The 23324-nt window shown below is 41.6% G+C and carries 21 protein-coding genes and 1 other RNA gene; 9 read left to right on the top strand and 13 right to left on the bottom strand.

Annotated elements, in window-relative coordinates:
• The first annotated feature begins 150 nt into the window (after positions 1-150).
• Entirely contained in the window at positions 151-570 is a 420-nt protein-coding gene (locus tag GO495_RS10890) for a hypothetical protein (protein ID WP_157299700.1), read from the top strand.
• A 419-nt stretch (positions 571-989) separates the two neighbouring features.
• On the opposite strand, the gene GO495_RS10885 is transcribed toward GO495_RS10890, so the two are convergent.
• Positions 990-1712 (bottom strand): nitroreductase family protein, encoded by a 723-nt coding sequence (locus GO495_RS10885; RefSeq protein WP_157299699.1) that lies wholly within the window; start codon positions 1710-1712, stop codon positions 990-992.
• A 105-nt stretch (positions 1713-1817) separates the two neighbouring features.
• Here GO495_RS10885 and GO495_RS10880 point away from each other — a divergent pair, with 105 nt between their 5' ends.
• On the top strand, positions 1818-2186 hold the full coding sequence (locus GO495_RS10880; protein ID WP_157299698.1) for a winged helix-turn-helix transcriptional regulator: 369 nt from the start codon (positions 1818-1820) through the stop codon (positions 2184-2186).
• A 220-nt stretch (positions 2187-2406) separates the two neighbouring features.
• Here GO495_RS10880 and GO495_RS10875 read toward each other — a convergent pair whose 3' ends face one another.
• Positions 2407-3093 carry a nucleotidyl transferase AbiEii/AbiGii toxin family protein gene (locus GO495_RS10875; RefSeq protein ID WP_157299697.1) on the bottom strand — a complete coding sequence of 229 codons (687 nt, stop codon included), beginning with the start codon at positions 3091-3093 and terminating at the stop codon, positions 2407-2409.
• A complete protein-coding gene (locus GO495_RS10870; protein WP_157299696.1) occupies positions 3047-3490 on the bottom strand; it encodes a DUF6088 family protein in 444 nt (147 codons plus the stop codon). The genes GO495_RS10875 and GO495_RS10870 overlap by 47 nt, the downstream gene beginning before the upstream one ends.
• Positions 3491-3599: 109 nt before the next feature.
• Between GO495_RS10870 and GO495_RS10865 the strand changes: the two genes are divergently transcribed.
• Entirely contained in the window at positions 3600-4049 is a 450-nt protein-coding gene (locus tag GO495_RS10865; RefSeq protein ID WP_157299695.1) for a hypothetical protein, read from the top strand.
• 1 nt (position 4050) lies between these two features.
• Here GO495_RS10865 and GO495_RS10860 read toward each other — a convergent pair whose 3' ends face one another.
• The 9 genes from GO495_RS10860 to GO495_RS10820 all read right to left on the bottom strand — a co-directional run bounded on the left by GO495_RS10860 (position 4051) and on the right by GO495_RS10820 (position 17760).
• Positions 4051-4941 (bottom strand): GIY-YIG nuclease family protein, encoded by an 891-nt coding sequence (locus GO495_RS10860; RefSeq protein ID WP_157299694.1) that lies wholly within the window; start codon positions 4939-4941, stop codon positions 4051-4053.
• Positions 4942-5027: 86 nt separating this feature from the next.
• Positions 5028-8132 (bottom strand): type I restriction endonuclease subunit R, encoded by a 3105-nt coding sequence (locus GO495_RS10855; protein ID WP_157299693.1) that lies wholly within the window; start codon positions 8130-8132, stop codon positions 5028-5030.
• Between the two features lie 44 nt (positions 8133-8176).
• Positions 8177-9496, bottom strand: coding sequence for a restriction endonuclease subunit S (locus tag GO495_RS10850; protein WP_205691237.1), 1320 nt, complete (start codon positions 9494-9496; stop codon positions 8177-8179).
• Positions 9483-10460, bottom strand: coding sequence for a PDDEXK nuclease domain-containing protein (locus tag GO495_RS10845; protein WP_157299691.1), 978 nt, complete (start codon positions 10458-10460; stop codon positions 9483-9485). Before GO495_RS10845 ends, GO495_RS10850 begins: the two co-directional genes overlap by 14 nt.
• A gap of 5 nt (positions 10461-10465) precedes the next feature.
• Positions 10466-12817 (bottom strand): type I restriction-modification system subunit M, encoded by a 2352-nt coding sequence (locus GO495_RS10840; protein WP_157299690.1) that lies wholly within the window; start codon positions 12815-12817, stop codon positions 10466-10468.
• Between the two features lie 267 nt (positions 12818-13084).
• Positions 13085-13457, bottom strand: a transfer-messenger RNA (tmRNA) gene (gene ssrA / locus GO495_RS10835).
• A gap of 98 nt (positions 13458-13555) precedes the next feature.
• Positions 13556-14893 carry an RIP metalloprotease RseP gene (rseP, locus tag GO495_RS10830; protein ID WP_157299689.1) on the bottom strand — a complete coding sequence of 446 codons (1338 nt, stop codon included), beginning with the start codon at positions 14891-14893 and terminating at the stop codon, positions 13556-13558.
• 93 nt (positions 14894-14986) lie between these two features.
• Positions 14987-16153 (bottom strand): 1-deoxy-D-xylulose-5-phosphate reductoisomerase, encoded by a 1167-nt coding sequence (locus GO495_RS10825; RefSeq protein WP_157299688.1) that lies wholly within the window; start codon positions 16151-16153, stop codon positions 14987-14989.
• A gap of 113 nt (positions 16154-16266) precedes the next feature.
• On the bottom strand, positions 16267-17760 hold the full coding sequence (locus GO495_RS10820) for a GH3 auxin-responsive promoter family protein (RefSeq protein WP_157299687.1): 1494 nt from the start codon (positions 17758-17760) through the stop codon (positions 16267-16269).
• 305 nt (positions 17761-18065) lie between these two features.
• On the opposite strand from GO495_RS10820, the gene rplU reads away from it, so the two are divergent.
• The 6 genes from rplU (at position 18066) to GO495_RS10790 (ending at position 22138) form a co-directional block, all read left to right on the top strand.
• Complete coding sequence (rplU, locus tag GO495_RS10815; RefSeq protein ID WP_089782995.1) at positions 18066-18368, top strand: 50S ribosomal protein L21; 303 nt, start codon at positions 18066-18068, stop codon at positions 18366-18368.
• A gap of 36 nt (positions 18369-18404) precedes the next feature.
• Positions 18405-18677 carry a 50S ribosomal protein L27 gene (gene rpmA / locus GO495_RS10810; RefSeq protein ID WP_089782994.1) on the top strand — a complete coding sequence of 91 codons (273 nt, stop codon included), beginning with the start codon at positions 18405-18407 and terminating at the stop codon, positions 18675-18677.
• Positions 18678-18750: 73 nt separating this feature from the next.
• Positions 18751-19200 (top strand): histone H1-like repetitive region-containing protein, encoded by a 450-nt coding sequence (locus GO495_RS10805; protein ID WP_157299686.1) that lies wholly within the window; start codon positions 18751-18753, stop codon positions 19198-19200.
• Positions 19201-19335: 135 nt separating this feature from the next.
• The gene (locus tag GO495_RS10800; protein ID WP_157299685.1) at positions 19336-21009 is read left to right on the top strand and encodes a DNA polymerase/3'-5' exonuclease PolX; all 1674 of its coding nucleotides are present in this window, start codon (positions 19336-19338) and stop codon (positions 21007-21009) included.
• Between the two features lie 5 nt (positions 21010-21014).
• Positions 21015-21644 (top strand): DsbA family protein, encoded by a 630-nt coding sequence (locus GO495_RS10795; RefSeq protein ID WP_157299684.1) that lies wholly within the window; start codon positions 21015-21017, stop codon positions 21642-21644.
• Positions 21645-21646: 2 nt separating this feature from the next.
• On the top strand, positions 21647-22138 hold the full coding sequence (locus GO495_RS10790; protein ID WP_157299683.1) for a GNAT family N-acetyltransferase: 492 nt from the start codon (positions 21647-21649) through the stop codon (positions 22136-22138).
• Between the two features lie 269 nt (positions 22139-22407).
• Here the strand turns inward: GO495_RS10790 and GO495_RS10785 are convergent, their stop codons facing one another.
• Complete coding sequence (locus tag GO495_RS10785; RefSeq protein ID WP_157299682.1) at positions 22408-23322, bottom strand: PorP/SprF family type IX secretion system membrane protein; 915 nt, start codon at positions 23320-23322, stop codon at positions 22408-22410.
• Positions 23323-23324: the final 2 nt, after the last annotated feature.

Genomic DNA, 23324 nt, shown 5'->3' with positions numbered 1-23324 from the left:
CGTAGTAAAAAGTATTATTACTATCATTGCCGTTCATTTTGTGGATGTCACCTCCGAGCAGATAGTACGCATAAACTGCTATCCGAAGAACTGCAAAAAATCAAGACGGATTGCGAAACAGATATCAACATTCTGGGGGAAAAACTTTCTATGCAGCAGATAAAGAGCAGACAGCCTGGTAAAGATGTAAACACCGGGATTATGCTGTTTTCAAGGCTTCATCAGGTTTACGACGAAGGAGATATTCAAACAAAACAGACGTTGACTTCACTAATTTTCAAAGACTATCTCATGTCCGACGGAACTACTATCCATAGTACTCGCCTGAATAACGCTATGAATATTCTGTATAAACAGGATACCGCTTTTAAAGGGTCTTTCGCTTTCACTAACCTTCCTTCCAGGAAGCCGGCTTTAACAAGAGGGGAAGAACAACGAAGTGTCAGTTCCGGGAACTGTGATATGCTAAGAAGACTTCTTCCTGAAAAAATAACAGTAAAGGAACTCAGGGATACAATGGAATTTATTCAGATATTATCAGGATGCATTAAGAATCTTATTATAAAATAATATATTCTCAATGCTGCGTTTTATAAGTACATAACGAATATCAAAATAGAGGTTCGACTCCCCTCACCTTGTACTAAAAATTCGTAAAAAGCATCATTTTTTTGCCGAAAGAATGAACGGAGGAATTTATCGGATGTATACACGAATCAATCAATTAGAAGTAATTAAAAAGGCCATTCTTTTGCAAGATGACCTTTCAATTGTTTTTCCAATTTTTCCCACATGGGTAAATCTGGGGTGTGGAAAAGAGCGGGAGTATGTCGAAGTGGTTGAAGGATTTTGAACAAATCTGCCATTCTTTCATACTTTATTAGTAACGCTTAAAATAGTTTCGTTGAATGAGTAAAGACATTGCAACCTATTTGTCAAATTATTGTATTTCATGACCCATCGTTGCAGTGCAGTAGCCATATTATTGATCAATAAACTTTTACAACATCGCCGAAAGCTCTGCGCCATTGTGGTTCAAGATGTGCATCATCACTTTTTTTGCCAAAAGCGATAATAACCGGAATAACAGAACCATACGGTAAATTTAAAAGAGATGCGATTTTTTGGGCGTTAAAACCTTCCATTGGGCAAGCGTCATAACCTTTGGCCACCGCTGCCAGTAAAAGATTTTGTGCGGCAAAAATTGAATTTTTTGTTGCCCAGTGCCTTATCCCCATAGCGCCGAAAGGCAGTGTGGAAATCGCCGGTAAAAACCAGGAAAAAAATCCAAGTATCGGTGTCCAGATTACAAGCGGAGCAAATTTTAGAAAGAGGCTCATTTTTTTAACAATGCTATGATGGTACGCTTTTGACTTCTCTGACAGCACGGTGGAATGCTCCGTGTGAGCAGCATAACTTTTCAACGTTTGTTTTATGATATGCGTTCCAGATACGAATACAAACAGACTGCCTGCTTGTACCGCAGCGCGCTGACTGTTACAAGCTTTGGCAACCTTCACTTTTATTTCGGGGGTTTTGATCCAGTGTATTTCATAGGGCTGAGAATTTGCACTTGACGGAGCCAGTAAAGCTTCTTCCAATATATCCTGAACGTCCTGATCGGGAATTTGGACATCTTCAAAATCTTTAATTGCTCTACGGCTCCTGTTTATTACTTTGAAAGTGTTCCAGTTTTGTGTTTCTAAATTCATAAAATAACGGTGTAATTAATAATCGGGCAAACCTATGTATATTAGCATTCTTATAACTGTAGCTTACCTGGTGGTAAGTTCTTTCCTTTAGGTTAGCATTGTAAAATGGAAACACAACATAAAAGCGGTTGCACTTTTGAAGAGACTCAGGCTTCGATCATGATGCCTGTTTTTGATTCCCTCGATGCACTAAGAGGCAGGTGGAGATTGCCAATATTGATTTCGCTGTTTTTTGGCGCTAAACGTTTTACAGAAATATCCAAAGCTGTATCCGGCATCTCGGATAAAGTACTGGCCAGAGAACTGAAAGAACTGGAATTAAATCAGTTGATTACAAGGACCGTTCACAATAGCTTTCCGCCAACTGTAGTATACTCCGCCACTCCTCATGGAGAATCAGTAGAAAGATTGGTGATCGAGCTTAAAAACTGGGGTGAAAAACACCGGCAGCAGGTCATTGGCAAATCATCCTGAAGAGGACTTTTGCAGACGTGGGTGCGATATGTTGTAGTAAAAGAAAAAGTCTTTGAAGAGTTTCCTCTCAAAGCCTTTCCTAGTAAGTCGAAAAGAGCGGGAGTATGTCGAAGTGGTTTGGGGAGGATTTTGTGCGGTTATGCACGCTTTTAAACTTGTGATCAGAAATGTTTCAGAAGGATTGGAATAAGGCTCCTTCTTTACTCTTTGATCATTAAATTTAAAAGGAATAGTAGCATCTTTGATCACTTAAAATAGAAAGGTCATGAATATGCCTGACCACATCTGGGTCATCATCAGATTGCCCACGCGCTCTTTCAGGAATGCGCCAGACGATAGCACTCAGCTTATCAGAGGCATTCTCAACAGGATCCGTGCAGCCTATTGATTCGACCTCTGGTGGTTGCGAGGATAGTTCATTGATAAATGAAGAGACAGGTAAGTGAATAGGCGGTAATGCCAGGTCTGTTATTGTAAATTCCACTAAAATGTGAGGTCTCAGTGCTATCGAGGGATCGAAAGAAGTAGGGTAATTGATCTCAACAGAGAAGAAACGATTTTCGTTTCTTGCCATTATATACGCTTCATCCATCTGGAAGGCAGTTTTTAACTCTGCTATGACTGAATGTTTAAACGCTGAAAGGAGCCGTTTTTGTTCACTCCGGCTCTTTTGTGCGAGACTGGATGTTATGACTCTGAAATCAATATCTTCAGAAAAGCGTTGAGTGAGGCGATGCGCTTTTGAAAGCGCAGTCCCGCCTGTAAAAATGACTTGAAAATCCTCATAACGAATTTTCGAAATTTTTCGGATCACCTGGGTAACATACCAATCCTTTTCTACAAATGCTTCACTGATCCCTTTAATGAGGGCGACTTCCTCTATTAGGTTTTTGTCTGGTGTATTCATAATTAATATTCGCTCCTTTAAAGCCTATTTTACGGCTCACGCGCGTTCCGACGCCAATCAACCTGCCCGTAGGTATTTGAGTGGAACGCCCTTCCTGATATTCAACTTCTGCCCTCGTAGGGTTTGTACGAACTCCAAGCCGGTTTAAGGCTTGTTTCGCTAAAGAAGGTAATGGCTCTGCTGGGACAGTAGTTCCTGTTAAAGAGGATACCTTCGCTTTGGCATAAAGGCCGTACCCGATTTTAATAAGTTTCCCTTTTTTTATCAATGATTGTAAAACCCGCGCTACCTGGTCATATCCACCAAGATCAACGAAGTCCTCACGTAATAATACGTTAGACTTCTTGCGGGAAATCCGCTCGCTGATCTTACTCTCCAAAGGTTTAAACTTATTCATTGATTGTCAATACTATAATAAAGAAAAAATACGACATTTTTACATTAAATCTGTTAGCTGGATTTATATTCTGGGCGGCTTTGAAACCTATGCGGGAAAACTAGTAGGCATGAAAATAGAAAGTGAAGTCCGTTCAGCGGATATTTTTCAACCCCTCCTGCTCCTTTCCACCAAAGGAACCATTATAAAATACTCGCCATCTGATAAAGAAAATCCGTTTACAGTATATGGAACAACGGATGAAAAACTTTTGCTGAAATTTAAAAATATAATATCTTATTTCCGGTTGTTCAACCTCTTTAAATCAGACGCTTTTTGTGATTATTACAATGATGCCAATACCGAGATTGTTATTTATAGTTCAATAAACGGGATCATTAAAATTAAGTATGATGCCATACCGACAATAGCGACACAAACGGATTTCTCCTCAAAGATCACCGGATTAATCGAAAAAGCTTCCTCACTGGAGATCAGTCAAGAAATACCAATATTATTCTGCCTTATAGTTCAAACTGCTTCACTATGGAGCATAGCAACTGATTATAGTGTAAATTAATTTAGTCCTTCCCCATACTTAAACTTATTTTTTCTTCTTCCAGGTCCTTCAGGTTTTTTCCAATACTATTTTTCCAGAATATTCTGCCATTTACTGAATATCCCAAAACAACAGCCCCTGCCTGCGAAGGACTTGTAAATTCATAGTCCTGCAAAAACAACATTCCCTTATCTGTTTGTTTAACATATCCTTTTTCAATCAGGTCATTTCTTATTTTCAAATAAGTAGGCGCTAATGCAGGAGTGGCAATAGGTTTCATTGCACTCCCCTGAAGCACCAGCATACCATTGGGTATAAGTTTAGCTTGTGCCTTTATGTCCCCCACTTCTAATATCAGGTTCTCATCCTTAGGCATAAATGACTGTTTTTCGTCTTTCAATACCGGCTTAAATAAATCAAACCCCATAGTTGGTAATAATATTTTCATATTATCCATATAGGTATCCATCTCGTCCCTCACCATTGGAGGCAAGCTTACCTTATTGCCATCTTTCCTGTTAATAAGGGTAAAACCAGATTTCTCAAATATCTCAGAAAGAATTTTTGCTTCCAGGTATTTGGTATGCGATACCGTCATATTATCATCCTTGGAGCTAAACACAATAATCAGTTCAAAGAATGATTTCGCCTCATCACGCATATGTGTAGTAATCCTTTCAAACAGATGGTTTGCTTCTCCTACATAAATCAGTTTTTCATCAGGATTCTCATCCTTAGATCCGATAAGATAATATATTCCCGGCCTGTTAAGCTCAGGAAAGTTTTTTGTATCCAGGAAAGCATTACGGGGAATCTTAATTGCTTGCCCCGTCCAATTAGAAACATACGACATGCTAATACCTTCCGGGTTCCCGTTTACCAGGTAATTAGTGATAGTAATACCTCTGTTCATTGTATCTCTTTTAAAATAGACCTTGTCAGTTCTTCATTACCTTAACAAAAGCGATCCTCAACTGCTGGATTTTTATGAGAGTTGAATCATTGCCGAAGCCAGTTGCCACCGTTATTCATAGATAAACGCCGCATAGTATCTATGAATGCCTGCTTAAAAGCTTCGTCCTTTGAATACAAGCGGTATAAATCTAATTCTTTCTTTCGCTGCTCTGCAATTACCTCTTCTAAAAGCTTCCTGAAAGCCAACTCCTGCGTTTGTATATCCGGGTTATTCACCACCTTGGTCTGAAAATCCGGATGGTCTTGCAGCTTTTGGGCAAGGGTTACAAATTTTACCCGCTGCTCTTCGGGAGTAGCTTCCCATCCTTGAAAATGCCGCTCGTTAAAGCTGCGAATAATTACATCTAAAGGATCTTCTTCTCCTCCTGTATTGTGCGCTCCTCTGGGATTTGCATTTTGCGGATCCAGTTCGGTTTCACTTTGATCCAGACCGATTGATACATTTAATTTTACCCGTTCCAACCCGTAGGTCGACAAATCCACAGCATTTAATAATTCATCCAATGCATCAGCCTCCCTATCCACTATGATCAATTTGGGTATCAAAAATTTCAGGTACCAGAATAGCAATTCCCATTTGCGTACTTCAAATGGAATAATGGCAGCCATCTGGCCATAGATTTTTACAAACTGTTTGGCCTTGATTTTAAAATCTGCTTTGGCGCTTTCCTCCAGATCTAGCTGATAATTAAACCGTTCTTCTCCCAATTGAATAATAGGACTTAATACCGTATCAGCATCTTCTTTATTAAAATACAGGGTAGTAAAATCTTCTACCTCACTCCATTCATACACACCTACATCATCCAGGTGCGCTTTCAGCTCGTGCAATACATTGACGTCTGTAGCCTTGCTTAACGAGGTAGCGGTATAAAAAGGGTCAAAGGATGCCTTAATCTCTTCAGTAGAATTGAAAAAATCCAGGACAAACAAATCTTCTGTTTTTTTACCCAGTTTGTCTGCTGAGCGGTTTAACCGTGATAGTGCCTGCACTGCCAGCACATCCTGCAGCTTTTTGTCAACATACATGGTGCTTAACTTAGGCTGATCAAAACCTGTGAGATATTTGTTAGCCACCACCAGTATGCGATATTCATCCATATTGAAATAACGGGCTATGGTATCACTAATATAACCAGGATCTGTAGGCTTCGCGGTGTCCAGGTGTGCAGGGAAATGGTTGATACTATCTTCTGTATACTCAATGCCTGCCATCGTTTTTTTACCTGAGAAAGCAATGGCGATACGAAAGGGGTTACCTTTCTGTTCTAATAATTTTTGCAGAGCGAAATAATACCGGATAGCGCTTTCAATGCTTTGTGTTGCCACCATTGCTTTTGCCTTTCCTTTTAACTTTTTTGGCGTAACTACTTTGGTAATAAAGTGATCCAGCATAATTTCGGCCTTAGTTGCTATTGTTTGAGGGTTACGCTCCACAAACGCTTTTAGCTTTTTTTGCGCTTTGGCTGTTTCAAAAAGCGGATTATCTTCTATGGACTTTTCTATCTCATAATAACTTCTGTAAGTAGTGTAATTGGCCAGCACATCCAATATAAAACCTTCTTCAATAGCCTGTTTCATAGAATACAAGTGAAACGGCTTAAACTTGCCGTCGTCCTGTAAGCTGCCAAATTTTTCCAGGGTAGCATTTTTAGGTGTAGCCGTAAAGGCAAAGTAAGAGGCATTACCTCTCATTTTGCGGCTATTCATTGCTTTTAATACTTTGTCCTGTGAATCGTCCTGGTCCTCCTCTTCATTATCTGTTGCATTGCCCATCACCCGGTTCATGTTATCGGCAGCCAGGCCACTTTGTGAACTATGGGCTTCGTCAATAATAACAGCAAAGTTCCGGGTACTTAAATCGGCTATACCATCAATAATGAAAGGAAATTTTTGAATAGTGGTAATGATAATACGTTTACCACTTTCCAGGTTTTCCTTCAATTCTTTGGATGAATACGCCGGTGCTACAATATTCTTTACTTCAGAAAACTCACGGATATTTTCTCTTAGCTGTTTGTCGAGCAGGCGGCGGTCGGTTACCACAATCACCGAATCGAACAACGGCTGGCTAGTGCCTTTCCCACCTGGAGTATGCTGACCGGCAGGATAGGTTTCTATTAACTGGTAAGCAGCCCAGGTGATAGAGTTACTCTTACCGGAGCCTGCAGAATGTTGTATCAGGTATGTCTGCCCCACCCCCTTAACTGAAGCGTCGTTTACGAGCTTACGCACTACGTCCAGTTGATGATAACGTGGAAAATACAGATTCTTTTTAGCAAGCGGATCGCTGTCTTTACCATCTATGCGTACAAAATGCTGTATAATGTTTGCCAGGCTGTAGCGGGAAAGCACTTCTTCCCATAAATAAGCTGTTCGGTGCCCAGAAGGATTAGGGGGATTACCCTTGCCATAATTATGGCCTTTGTTAAAAGGCAGGAAAAATGTATCCGCCCCAGCTAACCGGGTTGCCATGTACACTTCATCAGTATCTGCTGTAAAATGCACAATGCAACGTCCAAATTGTAATAAGGGTTGCGTATTATCCCGTTTATAACGGTATTGATATTGCCCATGCGATTTTGCGGTTTGGCCGGTCCACTGGTTTTTCAGCTCCATCGTAATTAAGGGTAGCCCGTTTACAAATAGCACCATATCTATTTCCTCTGCCGGGCTGTTGACAGAGTAACGTAATTGTCGCGTAACGCTGAACTCATTATGTTCAAAATTATCTTTCAGGGTTTGGCTGCTACTGGCTAAGGGTGCCACATAAAAAAGGGTGAAATGCGCATCATCTACATCTAATCCTTTACGTAACAAACGCAGAACACCGTATTTCTTAATCAACCGGTCTATCCGCTCTAATATCTTTAATTGCCAATCGCCCTGTTTTTGGAGCTTGGCCAGTTCCTCATGCTGCGTGTTTTCCAGGAAATGCCACAGCCGGGCCTTGTCTACCGCGTACCGGGCATCAAACTCATGAGGATAGCCGATGTAAAAGCCATGACCACTATGGTAAGGAACGGCATCTTCAGCCACTTCATTGGCATTGCTTTTTCTGGTAACGCTGCCAGTTAAGCGTTTCTCAATGGCTTCCTCCAGGGCTTGTTCATTCGTTTGGCTGGGCATGCGATATAAATTAGGGGTGGTTTGTATAGTTTATTTCAATTTATTCAAGCGACTTTGATTTTGCCGGTTACTGCACTGTTGATCAGGTTCGCTTTATATTCTTTTAGTTTTTGAATTTCTTGTTGTTTAATATTTATCGCATTATCCATTTTCTTAGTAATTTCATCTAAAGCCAACGCAATTCTATCTTGTTCCTCAATTGGAGGAATTAACACGGGTAATTGTTTTAGTCGTTCTTGACTTAAGGAGGCCCTTGTTACTAGATTTATTTCTTTTATAAAAAAACTTCTGTGAGTGAAACTCCTAAAATAATATTTGGAAAAATTTTTCCTAATAGAACCTTGGGTAGGTCTAACTCTAATAAGAAACCCAGCAAACGTCGCATCTGAAATAGTATGCATACATATGGAACTTAAACCGATTTCCTCAACAGATTCCGATGTTCTAGTAAAAAAGATATCTCCTTCACTTACTGAGAACAAGTGCCTATCTGTTACTGAGGAATTTACCAAGCCCTCAACGTGTAAAGGAATAACTGTATTTTTATACACATCTCCGTAGTTTACAAAGGGAAATCCAAAACCAAAATGTTGTGCGGATTTGCTGATGCCATTTTGAGTTGTGCTTATATATTTCAACTTCTTTACCACCCAATGTGTCGGTATTTCCCCAATCCATTCAATCCCACTATCTTTCATCGGCACATCAGGATTCAGCCCTTTGGTTACTGCCTGGTGAATGGTTGCCTGACGACGTTCCTTCAACAAAGCAATCTGCTTTTCTTTTAGCTCAATTGCTTTGTCTATTAATGCGGTTTTGGAGTCTAAAAATTGGGCAATGGCGGTTTGTTCGGAAACGGGGGGGAGAATTGCAGAAATACTAAAAAAATTTTCCGTATAAAGACGAAGCCTACTTTCAACTACTCCGGACGAATTTCTCTTAAACTCAGCCTTATATAGGTCAGTTCTTAATAAATAATGGAAATATCCAACCTTATTGGAACTATTTAATCTATAAACCGAATATGCTGGACTTGTAATTCCATTGTAGTTAGAAAAGCCTAAACTTCCATTCCATGCAAGCATTATGTTACTTACCAGGTCATTTATCGATACTTTCTTATATCCTTCTAATGTATTTGCATTTGTGATGAAATCTCCTTCATTAACCTCTTCAGATTTTTTGGTGACTCCTGTATATTGTGAGACGGAAAGTAGATCCTCCTCTCCATTAAAGCTACGCTCATTTATTTCTTTAAAAAGAAATTTAATCTTTCTTATCTCCCAATGCGCGGGAATCTCACCCAGCCATTCCAGACCACTCGGCTTATACGTATCATATCTTTTCAATTCAGTCTTCTTCATGATCCAATTCAAACTTTATGCGGTCTTGTTCTATTAATTGTACCAATTCTTCCTCTTTTGGCAGATACAATCTATACTTACTTGCAAAGAGGTATTCGTTTTCGGCCAATACCGAATATTTTACAATCGTTTCATCTTTTTCGGTGCAAAGGATAATACCGATAGTCGGGTTGTCATCTTCCTGCTTTTTTAAATCGTTGTACATGCGTACATACATATCCATCTGGCCAATATCCGCATGGCCTAGTTTTCCTGTTTTTAAATCTACCAGCACAAAGCATTTCAGGTAGTAATTATAAAAAACTAGGTCTATATAAAAGTCTGCTGTATCTGTTACAATATGTTGCTGCCGGGCAACAAAAGCGAAGCCTTTGCCCATTTCCATTAAAAACTCCCGGAGGTGGTTAATGAGCGCCGATTCTATAGAACCTTCTGTATGGCGGGTATCCGATGGTAAATTCAGGAACTCAAAAATATAAGGATCTTTAATAAACTGAGGAGGTGCGGGATGCGTACTCGTCGGCGCCAGAGTACGGTTCAGGTATTGAGTTTGAATATTCCTCTGTAGTGTACGTGTATCCCATTGATTGTCTATACATAACAGCATATATTGCAGGCGCTGCTGTTCTTCTTCTACCCGGCTGATCAGCCGGTAATGGGTCCAACTCAATTCGGTACGCACTGCGTTCCAAATTGGGAAAGAACGGTAATAGGCCCGCATATTATTCAGGTTTCTTTCATCAAACCCTTTTCCAAACTCCAATCCTAATTGCCCGGCAAGATTTTTAAGAGATGCCTTTCCGTATTGCGCCTTATAACTGCCCTGCTGCTCATCTTCCACTATCAGCCTGCCAATTTCCCAGTACATGCGCAGCATAATGCTGTTAACGTTCCTGTAGGCTGTCTGCCTGGCGTTGCTGATAACTTGGGCAATAGTATTAAAAAGGTGGTTTTGTAGTTCCATAAAGGTCAATGAGAGAAATTAAGAATTTCCTGTATCAGGCCATCGCTTTCTTTTTCCAACGCCAATATATCCGCAGTGATCTCTTCCAGACTACGCAAAGGCTTGTGACGATAAAAATATTTATTAAAGCTGATCTCGTAGCCTATTTTGGTAGCCTCCAGGTTTATCCAGGCTTCGGGCACATGGGGCAGTACCTCCTTCTGAAAATAGCTGTAAATATTATCCTTTAAAGGCACGTTCTCTGTATCTCTCAAATCTCCTTCTGTTTCGTATTGTATATATTCCCCGGATTTACCGGACGGATACCAGCCATAATGCGGAAGATCTTCTTTACGGCAACCCAACCGGTTGAGCAGTTGTTTCTGGCTTTCTGCATTTAGCTTTAGAGTACTTTTTACAACCTTCTCCGCTTCAGGATGATACCAACTTACCGCACTTAAAATGGCGTTCTTTTCAGACGCTGATAATTTAAGTTGTTCACCTTTTAACACCTGATCTACGCGAGCAGTAAAGGCATTAAAATCGTTGTATTCATCAGTACCAATTACGGTCATTAACCGTGTAGCTATTGCTATCAGGTCCAGGCCTTTTTGCCAGAGGGCAGGGCTGACCAAGGCTTTTTGTAATTTAGTGCTTAGGTTCAGTTCCTGTTTTTCGCACCAGTCAATAATAGCTTTTTCATGCTTGGTAAGGTTAGTATATACCTCCTCTCCAAACTGTTCATAAGCCCACTCCATTGGTTCCCGTAAGCTCTTATCGAAGCGTAGCGTCGCAATGTTATCAGCAGTAAATTGTGCTTTCAGTCTTTTAGGCCTTTCAATAGTTACCTTATAATAACCAAGATCCGCATTGTCAAATACCTGGCTGGCAAGATCATCTTCTGCCTTACGTTCCACACTAAGCATTTGCTCATATGCGTCTACTATCTCCCGTATATGCTCTGGTGCAAATTCACAGTTTTTATTACCCAGGTTTTTGCGCAGTTTACGAAAACGCTGGCTGGCATCTATCAACTGTACCTTGCCTTTACGCTGGGCAGGCTTGTTATTACTTAACAACCATATATAAGTGGTGATGCCTGTGTTATAGAAGAGGTTATTAGGTAGTTGAATGATGGCTTCGAGCCAATCATTTTCAACGATGTATCTGCGAATGTTGCTCTCTCCACCACCCGCATCACCGGTAAACAGGCTACTCCCGTTGTGCACACTGGCTATACGGCTTCCGATGGGACTCTGTTTCAGCGACTTCATTTTGCTGACCATTTCCATGAGAAATAGTAGCTGCCCATCAGACGAGCGAGGAGTGGCATCAGCATCTTCTACTTCACCCCAGTAGTCAGTTAGCTTTATTTTGAACCGCCCATCTATCACCTCTTTTCCGTCCTTAATATATTTCTGTTCACTGGCCCAGCTTTTACCGTAAGGTGGGTTACTGAGCATGAAATTGAAATGAATACCTGCAAATTCATCGGTGCTTAAGGTACTACCCAGGCGTATGTTTTGCGGGTCGTTACCTTTAATCATCATATCACTTTTGCAGATGGCGTAGGTTTCATCGTTGATTTCTTTGCCATATAAGTGTACATCGCCGCTGGCCCTGATTATTCCTTCCTCATCTTTAATAAAGTTCTGTGATTCAGTAAGCATTCCACCACTACCGCAGGCAGGGTCGTAGATAGTCATTACAGGAGGCAGCTTATCTTTGATAGGTTCAAAAACAAGGTGCGTCATAAGGTCAATTACTTCCCTTGGCGTAAAGTGTTCTCCGGCTTCTTCGTTATTTTCTTCATTGAACTTACGAATCAACTCTTCGAACACGTATCCCATACCCAGGTTGGAAAGAGCCGGTAACTTCCGGCCATCGGGGTCCTGTTTTTCAAATGGTGTAAGGTTAATGTAGGGAGATGTGAATTTTTCCAGTACATCCAGCAATACGTCCTTAACAGCCATGTGACGAATTTGCGCACGCAACTTAAAATTATCAATAATCTCCTTTACATTCTGACTAAAGCCATTGAGGTAGTCTTCAAAATTGCCGATTAATAATTGCTGGCTATTGGTGGCCGTATCTTTTAATCGCTGTAACGTCCATTCACTGGTATTGTAAAATACATAACCAGAGGCCTCTCTCAACCCAGCCTCATCCCATTCCGTAAAACCGGCTTCATCGCGTTGAAAAGACATTTCATCCCACACATCCTGTTTAGTAGGCTCTAACAGGGCATCTAAACGTCGTAATACCACCATCGGCAAGATCACATCCCGATATTTGCCGCGGTTATAGACATCACGGAGGCAATCGTCCGCCACACTCCAGATAAAAGAAACAAGTTTGTTATGAACAGATTGATTCATTATAATAGGATACCTTATTTAATAAAGAAGTTCAAATGGCAACTAACAGCAAGTATAGGCAATTTTTTAATAGACAGGAGTAAGGGATTAATAATGAGACGAAAACAGCGGTATAGTTTATCTTATTTAGATTTGTTCCGCTCAGGGCAAGGAGCATCTGCCTTGTTTTTCATTAATCAATCACCTAATCATAAATACGTTTAAACGCTGGGTGAGATACAAACGAAAATAAAAAAGGGATATACATTTTACTGTAATATCCCTTTTAAGTGGAGCCGGAGGGAGTCGAACCCTCGTCCAAACATATCCGCCGAAAGCTTTCTACATGCTTATTTACGCATTGTGTTTTCGAGACATGGCAAGGGGCGTAACTAACCAACCTAGTCCTTATCCGTTGTTGTTTCAGTATTCACTCACGGAAACCATGAATACCTATTCTGCTATTGGTTTGATTCAGCGGAATGAGTCACAGCAGACAGCAACTCAAGCGGCCATAATGGGGCTTAATCTATGATTAAGCAGCCATAGCGTAGTTAGACTCGCCTTTTGAAGTTTGTGTATTCAGATTTACGTGCTAATTACACAACGCACGACATGCTTACACTCTCAAAGATCTATGCTGTCAAAACCGGGCGGCCCCAATTGCTTCACAGCAGTCTGCAAAGATACGGTATTATTTAACATAAAAAAAGGAAGGAGCCTTTGTAAGACCCCTTCCTGGTATAATAAGTTAAGAAACTACTTATGGAAAATGTTCCTCCAGATATCCAGACCATTTGCATAGAGCAATAATCCGAATAAGAGGACCATCCCTACGATCTGTGCGTATTCAAGGAACTTCTCGCTTGGTTTACGGCCCGTAATGATCTCATATAATAAGAACAGTACATGACCACCATCGAGGGCAGGAATAGGCAGAATATTCATGAATGCGAGGATGATGGATAATAAAGCCGTCATCTCCCAGAAAGACATCCAGTCCCACTCACCAGGGAATAAATTACCAATACTCAGGAAACCTCCCAATGATTCACTCGCCTTTACTTCTTTGGAAACGAAGATCAGACGCAACTGCTGCACATACTTTACCAGCGTATTGATACACTTGCTGAAACCCGCAGGTATCGCTTCCAGGAAACCGTATTCCTTGGTAACAAACGTAAACACCTTGTCAGGAGCCACACTAAACATACCTAAAGTTGCGGATGCTGGTACATTTGCGATTAACCGGATAGTATCTCCATCGCGCAGGATCTCTACAGGTACCTGTTTGTTCTTGTTAGCGATCATCGCCTTTCTAAACTCGTGCAGGTAGTAAGCAGGCTGTCCATTCAGGGTCAGTACCTGGTCTCCTTTGCGGAAACCGGCCTTGTCTGCCTCAGAAGCTTTTACTACGGAATCTACCAGAAAAGGAAGACGGATATTGAGCAGTGTACCCTTTTCCTTGATCATTTCACGTTTGAAGCCATCAGGAATAGGGATATCAAGATGCTGACCGTCACGGCTTACCTGGATGCTGCTGGCTTCACGCAACAGGATCTCTGCTGGGATAGCCCTGAAGTTCTCAACAGGCTTGTTGTTTACGGAAAGGATCATATCACCGTCTTTCAGACCGATACTTCCGGCCAGTGAATCAACGGCTACACCGTATTTTACGTTTTGAGTAGGCAGATAACTTTCGCCCCAGTGCCATAACATCATCGCATAGATCAGGAACCCTAACAACAGGTTAACAGTTACCCCTCCTATCATGATGATCAGACGCTGCCAGGCTGGTTTGGAACGGAATTCATGGGGTTCCGGAGGTTTTGCCAGCTGCTCGCGGTCCATACTTTCGTCTACCATACCGGAGATCTTTACGTATCCTCCTAATGGCAGCCAGCCAATGCCGTATTCAGTATCCCCCTTTTTCTTTTTAAACAGGGAGAACCATGGATCAAAGAAAAGATAGAATTTTTCAACCCTGGCCCCGAAAAGCTTGGCAGGGATAAAGTGCCCAAGCTCATGTAATACTACCAGTATAGATAGTGACAGTACCAACTGCCCGGCCTTTACCAATATTTCTTGTGTGGTCATGTAAATTTATCTGACAGTAAATATATATTGTTCATAATCCATAAAAGGCTTACAAATATAGCCGCATTAACTGCGACACTGCATCTATGGACCCTAAATTACAATTGCATTGATCATAGCATTGGCATATTCTCTTGCTGCCTGATCACTTTCATAATAGTTGTGCAAGGTAGGTTTTTCAATGAAGGGAACCTTCACCATAATTTCCTCGATTACTTCAGTCATTTGCAGGAAGCCTATCCTGTTCTTCAGAAAAGCATGTACCACCTCTTCGTTGGCAGCATTCATCACACAGGCGGCATTCCCTCCTTTATGCATTGCCTCAATGGCAATAGCCAGGTTACGGAACGTTTTAGTGTCCGGCTGTTCAAAGGTAAGGCTGGGGTTATTCCTGAAAGAAAACCGGGCGAAGTCGTTAGAGAGACGTTCGGGATATCCTAAGGCAAACTGGATAGGCACCTTCATGTCCGGTACGCCCATCTGTGCTTTCATAGATCCGTCTACAAACTGTACCATGGAATGAATAATAGACTGAGGATGGACTACCACCTCAATTTTCTCCGGCGCCAGGTTAAATAACCAGCGTGCCTCAATCATTTCCAACCCTTTATTCATCAGGGTAGCACAGTCGATCGTTATTTTAGCCCCCATTCTCCAGTTAGGATGCTGGAGGGCATGATCTTTCTTAACGTTGATAAGGAAGTTAGGCTTTTTGCCCAGGAATGGTCCACCGGAAGCAGTGAGTATCACCTTTTCCACTTTGCTCAGGGATTCTCCCATCAGGCACTGAAAAATGGCGGAATGCTCGGAATCCACCGGGATTATCGGTACATTTTTCCTGGCAGCCGCTGCCATCACGATATCGCCGGCCACTACCAGGGTTTCCTTGTTAGCCAATGCGACAGGTGTGCCCTGCTCTATGGCAGCCAGTGTAGGCGCCAGTCCGGCAAAACCCATTACAGCGGCCAGTACCATATCAATAGTGTCCCATGCCGCTACTTCCACCATTGCTTTTGCACCGGCAAACACTTTGATCCCTTTATCAAACAAGACTTCTTTTACCTTTTCGTATTTTGTTTCGTCCGCTATCACTACCGCATTAGGACGGAATAACAGGGCCTGCTCAATGAGCAGGTCTGCGTTCTGTCCGGCAGTGAGCACTTCCACGCTGAACTTGTCAGAATGCGCTGCGATAACCTCCAGCGCCTGTATTCCTATGGATCCTGTTGAGCCTAATATGGCAATATTTTTCTTACTCATTGTTGCAATAATAAGGGAAAAGTGAGAATTACAAATGCGAAATAAGTGTTAAGTATGAATGCTTTATTAAAAAAACACCCATTCTTAAGCCGCAATTGAATGTCAGTACCCGTTTACAGCAGGTGATTCGCCAGCTCATCTGCCAGCGCTCTGTCGTTACTCAGGCGTGGCACTTTATTTTGTCCGCCGAGTTTACCCACTGATTTCATATAATCTATAAATCCGTTCTTACGTACCTGTCTGATTTTAAGGGGTTGCAGAATATTTCCCTTTAGAAGATCGAAGTAATAAATATTCTTCTGCTGTAAATTTTCATCTACTTTCTTTGCAAAGGCAACCAGGTCGGCAGGAGAATTCTCGAATTCCACGAACCATTCGTGGAAAGGAAGTTCTCCCGGAGCATTTACCATAGGCGCTACGGTAAACTCTGTAATCTGCAATCCTTCTTCCTTAGCGGCTTTCATCAGACTGTATTCCACTTCCTCTCCTATCACGTGTTCACCGAATGCAGAGATAAAATGTTTGATCCGACCTGTTACCACCAAACGGTAAGGGTTCACAGATACGAACTTCACCGTATCCCCGATGTTATAACTCCATAGTCCCGCATTGGTACTTACCACCAGTGCATAATTTACGCCAACTTCCACATCTCTGAGAGATAAACGGGTAGGATTCTCATTGAAGATTTCCTGTGCAGGAATAAATTCATAGAAAATACCTGAGTTGGTATTCAGCAGCAATCCTTTATGTTCCTGCGTGTCCTGGAAGGCAAAGAAACCTTCTGATGCCGGGAAAGTCTCTACAGTATTGATAGGACGACCAATAGACGCCAGTAATTTAGCCCTGTAAGGTTCGAAATTCACACCACCATATACGAGTACATCCAGGTTCTTAAACAGCTCTCCTACCGGTTTTCCACTTCTTTCAATGAGCCTGTCGAAGTACATCTGCATCCATGGTGGTATACCACTGATGAGGGTCATATCCTGGTCGATCGTTTCATCTACGATCTTATCCAGCTTGGTTTCCCAGTCTTCGATACAGTTCGTTTCGTAAGTAGGCAACTGGTTGGTGCGCAGGTAACGGGGGATGTGATGATTGACAATCCCGCTGAGGCGACCGTAAGGAATACCACCCACGCGTTCCAGCACAGGAGAACCGGATAAAAATATGAGTTTGCCATCAGCAAAGTCTGTGTGCCCTGTTTCTGACATATAGTTCAGCAGCGCATTGCGGGCCGTATCCATATGATTGGAAATAGAATCTTTGGTGATGGGAATATATTTTACACCACTTGTTGTTCCGGATGTTTTGGCCAGATAGATGGGTAATCCTTTCCAGAGTACATTCTGTTTTCCGTCCTTGATCTTATTAATATAAGGCTTAAACTGCTCATAGTCGCGGATGGGAACAGCCTGTTTATAGTCATTATAAGAATGGATATTATCAAAATGATGGTCTTTCCCGAATTCCGTTTTCCGGCCCGTTTTTATCAACTCCTCCAGAATTGCTTCCTGGTCTTCTACTGCCCGTTGCATTTCCTTCCGTATTTTGTTCGCTACTATGGAAGCAAATGGTTTGGCAAGCAGTGATTTAAGCTTCATGCCCATTATTTTAGAATATGTGAAGGGACAAATGTATAAAATAAAAATTGTTATGAAAGCCCTATGTTACAAGGCTTACGGGGAGAATACCTGCGCGCTGCCATCCCTTTGCAGCTTACACCAGATAAGGAATTCAGCATATTGTAACAAACTATATTAAAATAAAGTACGTATCTTTGAAAAGGTTAAGTGTTTTCTCTCTAAAAAGTACCTGTACCAAATCAGTACAGATATTTAAATAAAGAGAAAACTTTGTCAATTTGAAAACAAATCCTACTTTTGCAGGAAATTATTTTTGGATAACTATGTTTGCAGTTGTAAAAATCGCAGGTCAGCAATTCAAAGTACAAAAAGACCAGGAAATCTTTGTACAACAATTACAGGGAAATATTGGAGATAAAGTGCAGTTCTCTGACGTGTTGTTAACAGATAATGGCGGCCAGCTGACCGTTGGTACTGATGTAAAATCAGTGGTTAAAGCAGAGATCCTGAGACATGTTCAGGGTGATAAAGTGATTGCTTTTAAAATGAAGCGCCGTAAGGGCTTCAGGAAAAAGATTGGTCACCGTACGCACTTTACGCAGATCCGGATCAATGAGATTGCTTAATTATTATTAGATAAAGTTTAAAACCTTGCATTAGAAATGGCACATAAAAAAGGTGAAGGTAGTGTAAAAAACGGCCGTGACTCTCAGAGCAAAAGGCTCGGAGTAAAAATATTTGGTGGTCAGGCGGCTGCATCTGGGAATATCATTATTCGCCAGCGCGGTACCGTATATCATCCTGGACAGAATGTAGGCATTGGTAAAGATTTTACAATCTTTGCAGTAGCTGACGGTGTGGTTGAGTTCAGAAAAGGACGTGAAAACAGGACCATCGTTTCCGTAAAATCATTTGACACCACTGCTCAGGCGTAAGCCCGGGTAGTGTTTGCCATAAAGTTTTTTTTTAATACCCAATTTTAATTACTAACCCAAAATTCAAAAAACAATGGCAACAATTAAAAAAGCTGCAAAAAAAGCTGCGCCTAAAAAGGCCGCTGCTAAGAAAGCTGCACCAAAGAAAGCCGCCGCTAAGAAGGCTGCTCCTAAAAAAGCTGCTGCTAAGAAGGCTGCTCCTAAAAAGAAAGCTGCTGCTAAGAAAGTAGCTCCTAAAAAAGCTGCTGCTAAGAAAGCTGCTCCTAAAAAGGCTGCTGCTAAGAAAGCTGCTCCTAAAAAGAAAGTAGCTGCTAAGAAAGCTGCTCCTAAAAAGGCTGCTGCTAAGAAAGCTGCTCCTAAAAAGGCCGCTGCTAAGAAAGCCGCTCCTAAAAAGGCTGCTGCTAAGAAAGCTGCTCCTAAAAAAGCCGCTGCTAAGAAAGCTGCTCCTAAAAAGAAAGTTGCGAAGAAGAAACCAGTCGTTACTCCAGTAGTACCTACTGATTCTCAGCCAACTGAAATGTAGTCTAAGAATTTACACACTGTAACATAAGGGTCCTGGCAGTTGCCAGGACCTTTTATTTTGTATACACCCCTCTCCAAAAACTCCCTCCTTACTTTCTCCCAAAAAAACGAAATTCGCAGTTCAATTGATACGAACATGCTCGACAACTATACTATAGCCGATAATTTCGCCCTGTTATCCAAACTGATGGATATTCACGGAGAAAACAGTTTTAAAGCTAAATCCTACGCGACTGCTGCTTTTACAGTTGAAAAGCTGCCCGTACAATTACAGGATACTCCTGCCGAAGAGATCTCCAAAATAAAAGGTATAGGGGATTCTACCGGTAAAGGCATCCAGGAAATGTTGCAATCCGGAAAGTTCACCCAACTGGAAACATATATAGAGAAAACACCTCCGGGTATTCTCGAAATGCTGAAGATAAAAGGACTGGGACCTAAAAAAATAGCTACCATCTGGAAAGAACTGGAAGTAGAATCTTTAGGAGAACTTCTTTATGCCTGCAATGAGAACCGCCTCATGCTACTGAAAGGCTTTGGACAGAAAACACAGGACTCCGTTAAACAAAGCATAGAGTTTTATTTCAGTAACAGGGACCGCTTCCTGTATGCAGAAGTAGAATCCGCAGCTACCTCTCTCGAAAAAGAATTGCAAAAACTGTTCGCTCCCGCTGAAGTATCCCTCACCGGACATATACGGCGGAACGAAATAATTATAGATGAGATTGAACTGGTGATAGCTGCTCCGGCTGCAGAGATACAGCAAAAACTGGCGGCAGTGCCTTCGCTTACTTTTGTAGAAGAAACGCCTTCTGCCCTGCTATGGCAAAACGAACAAAAAGTAAAAATAAAGATCTACCCTGCTACCGCAGATGATTTCGGGAAAACATTATTCTCTACTACCGCAGATACCAGTTTCCTGGAACATTTCAGCGAAAACGGCGGACTGGCATCCCTTCCTGCCGGTATTTCAGAAACCGCTATTTTCCAGTATACAGGAATGGATTATATAGAACCCTGCCTTCGTAACAGCAGCAAGGTGATAGAATTAGCACGTAATCAACAGCTGCCGGACTTAATCAGACCTTCTGATATCAAAGGCATCATTCATGCACATAGTACCTGGAGCGATGGTGAGCATACCCTGGAAGCAATGGCCCTGGCCGCAAAAGAACAGGGATTCGAATACTTAGTGATCAGTGATCACTCCCGCTCCGCATTTTACGCCAACGGACTTTCTATTGAAAGAATACAGGCACAACATGCAGAGATAGATGAGCTGAATAAAAAGTTAGCGCCCTTCCGCATTTTCAAAAGCGTGGAAGCTGATATATTGAATGATGGCAGTCTGGATTACCCGGATGAAGTGCTGGCAACCTTTGATATGGTGATTGCCTCTGTACACTCCAATTTAAAGATGAGTGAGGAAAAAGCGATGGCCCGCTTACTGAAAGCTATTGAGAACCCGTATACGACTATACTGGGGCATATGACAGGCAGACTGTTACTCAGCCGTAACGGTTACCCTGTTAATCATCAGCAGATCATTGATGCCTGTGCGGCGAATAATGTAGTAGTAGAACTGAATGCACACCCACGCAGATTAGATATAGACTGGCAATGGATACCTTATGCCACAGAGAAGAAGGTACTGCTCTCCATTGACCCCGATTCCCACAGCACTGCCGGGTACAAGGACATCCATTATGGTACGCTGGCAGCCCGTAAAGGCGGTCTTACCGCCGCACAAAATCTCAGCAGCTTTGGAATTACAGAACTGGATGCTTATCTTAAGAACAAGAGAAAATAAGCAATATGAAACTGATCTATATCTATGACGCAATCTGTGGATGGTGTTATGGCTTTACGCCCGTAATACAGCAATTACAGGCGCAATTCGGAGCAGAAATGGAGTTAGAGATACTTTCGGGCGGAATGATGCTGAGTGCGAACCACAGACCTGCATCTGCTATGTACACCTATATACAGGATGCTCATAAAAGAGTGGAAGCGACAACAGGGATTAAGTTTGGGCCTGCTTTCCTGGACGAATACCTTCAGACAGATGATATCATGGATTCAGAGAAACCCGCAGTTGCATTAACTGTGTTTAAACAATATCAGCCGGAGAATGCCATCAGCTTCGCACATGATATGCAGCTGGCTCTTAACTATTACGGGAAGAGCCTGAATGATGATCAGACCTATACGGAACTACTGGAGAAATATAAAATACCTGCCGGTGAGTTTCTGAGTAAGATGCAGGAAGATGAGAATAAGTATGCGACTCACCAGGAGTTCAACATGGTGCAACAATGGGGTATTACAGGCTTTCCCGCAGCGATACTGGACAACGGAGAACAACTATACCTGATAGCCCGTGGATTTACGCCGTTGGAACGCATACAGGAAACAATCAAAGAAATTATTAAAGACGAAGAATAAATATGTTTCAGATAAAAGCAGTCACTGCGGCAGAGATACCGGTTATACAGGAACTGGTGGAACAGATATGGCGGCCTACCTATCAAACCATTCTGGACCAGGAACAGATTGAGTATATGATAGAGCTGATGTATAGTACAGCAACACTGACCAAACAATTTGCGCAGGGGCAGCATTTCCTGCTCCTGTATGATGATGTCTCTCCTATCGGTTATGCCTCTTATGCATCTACAGATACAGCAGGTATTTATAAACTGCATAAGATATATGTGCACGGTAATTATCAGGGAAAAGGCGTAGGAAAATTATTTATCAACGCGGTTATTGATGCTGTGAAAGCGTTGAATGGGGAGATACTTGAACTGGATGTGAACAGGTATAATAAGGCAAGGTTCTTTTATGAGAAGCAGGGTTTTACTATTTATAAAGAGAAAGATACTGATATCGGAAATGGTTATTTTATGAATGACTATGAGATGAGGAAAGTATTATAAAAAATCCAGCCTGGTAGAAATACCAGGCTGTTTCCCAAGTTAACCATTAAAAGACACAACTTTTCTAATTATATTAGAAGGTGATCGATGATCATTTCTCCTTCTGTATTATAACTTACGATAAATGTTTAAACACGGTTTTAACAAAAGACCATTTTTATCGAAAAAGATATATACTATATAATAACTAATTAATAGTCAGGTATATAATAAAAAATCCCGCATAAAGTAATGCGGGATTTTTTTCAGGTACGTGTATTCGGTAATATTTAGAAAACTCTTGGTGTTATTTCGTGGTCGCTGCTCCATCCGAAGCGGAAGTTAAGCATTACTTCATGAGAAACAGACTGTGCTCCTTTCAGATTAGAATTGGTAGGTGTATCATAAGAGTAACCTAATTCAAACTGTGGCGTAATACGTACCTGCACCAGTCCGGTCACTGTCTTTTCTGAACGCCATGAAGCGCCCAGCCATACCAGTTCTCTTAACAGTATACTGGCATTTATATCATATTGCATGCCATTTCCCTTTACTTCTCTCAATAATATAGAAGGTTTCAGCAAAACATCATCATTCACCCTATATGCATAACCTGCGGTAAAGTAATAATGCGGTTTGGTAATAATCCTGCTTACTCCTTTTTTACCCATGTCAAAACTTTTGAAGAGGGGAGAAGATAATCCCACGTAAAAGTCTTCCCTGAATAAGGTAAAACCAAAGCCTACATTCGTTTTCATGTAACTCTGGTTTTCTGCAAAAGCAGGGTCTGTTGTTGAGAGCTGACTGTTATTTTCTTTGTATTGAGAGATACCAACCTGCAAACCCAGGGATACGTTCCATTCATCGTTCAATGCTACTTTCTGAGAAGCAATTGCATTAAAGTCTGTTCTGGAATCTACCGTGATCGTTTCTTTCATTGCGGAGAATCCGAGGCTGGTTTTAGTTTGCTTAAAAGGAGTGAAAAAAGACAGGGACGCTGTTTTAGGAGCACCATCTAATCCTACCCACTGGTTACGTCCTACCACTGTTAGACTGGCAGATTCATCCACACTTGCATACCCGGGATTTATTACCAGTCCATTAAACATGTACTGGGAATAGATCGGTTCCTGCTGTGCCTTTGCCGGCAGACAGAACGCAATTGCGATAAGCAGGTTTATCAGGAATATCTTCTTATCAGTCATCA

This window comes from Chitinophaga oryziterrae (assembly GCF_009758125.1).
GTDB lineage: Bacteria > Bacteroidota > Bacteroidia > Chitinophagales > Chitinophagaceae > Chitinophaga > Chitinophaga oryziterrae.
This window is presented reverse-complemented; position numbering and strand designations above follow the sequence as displayed.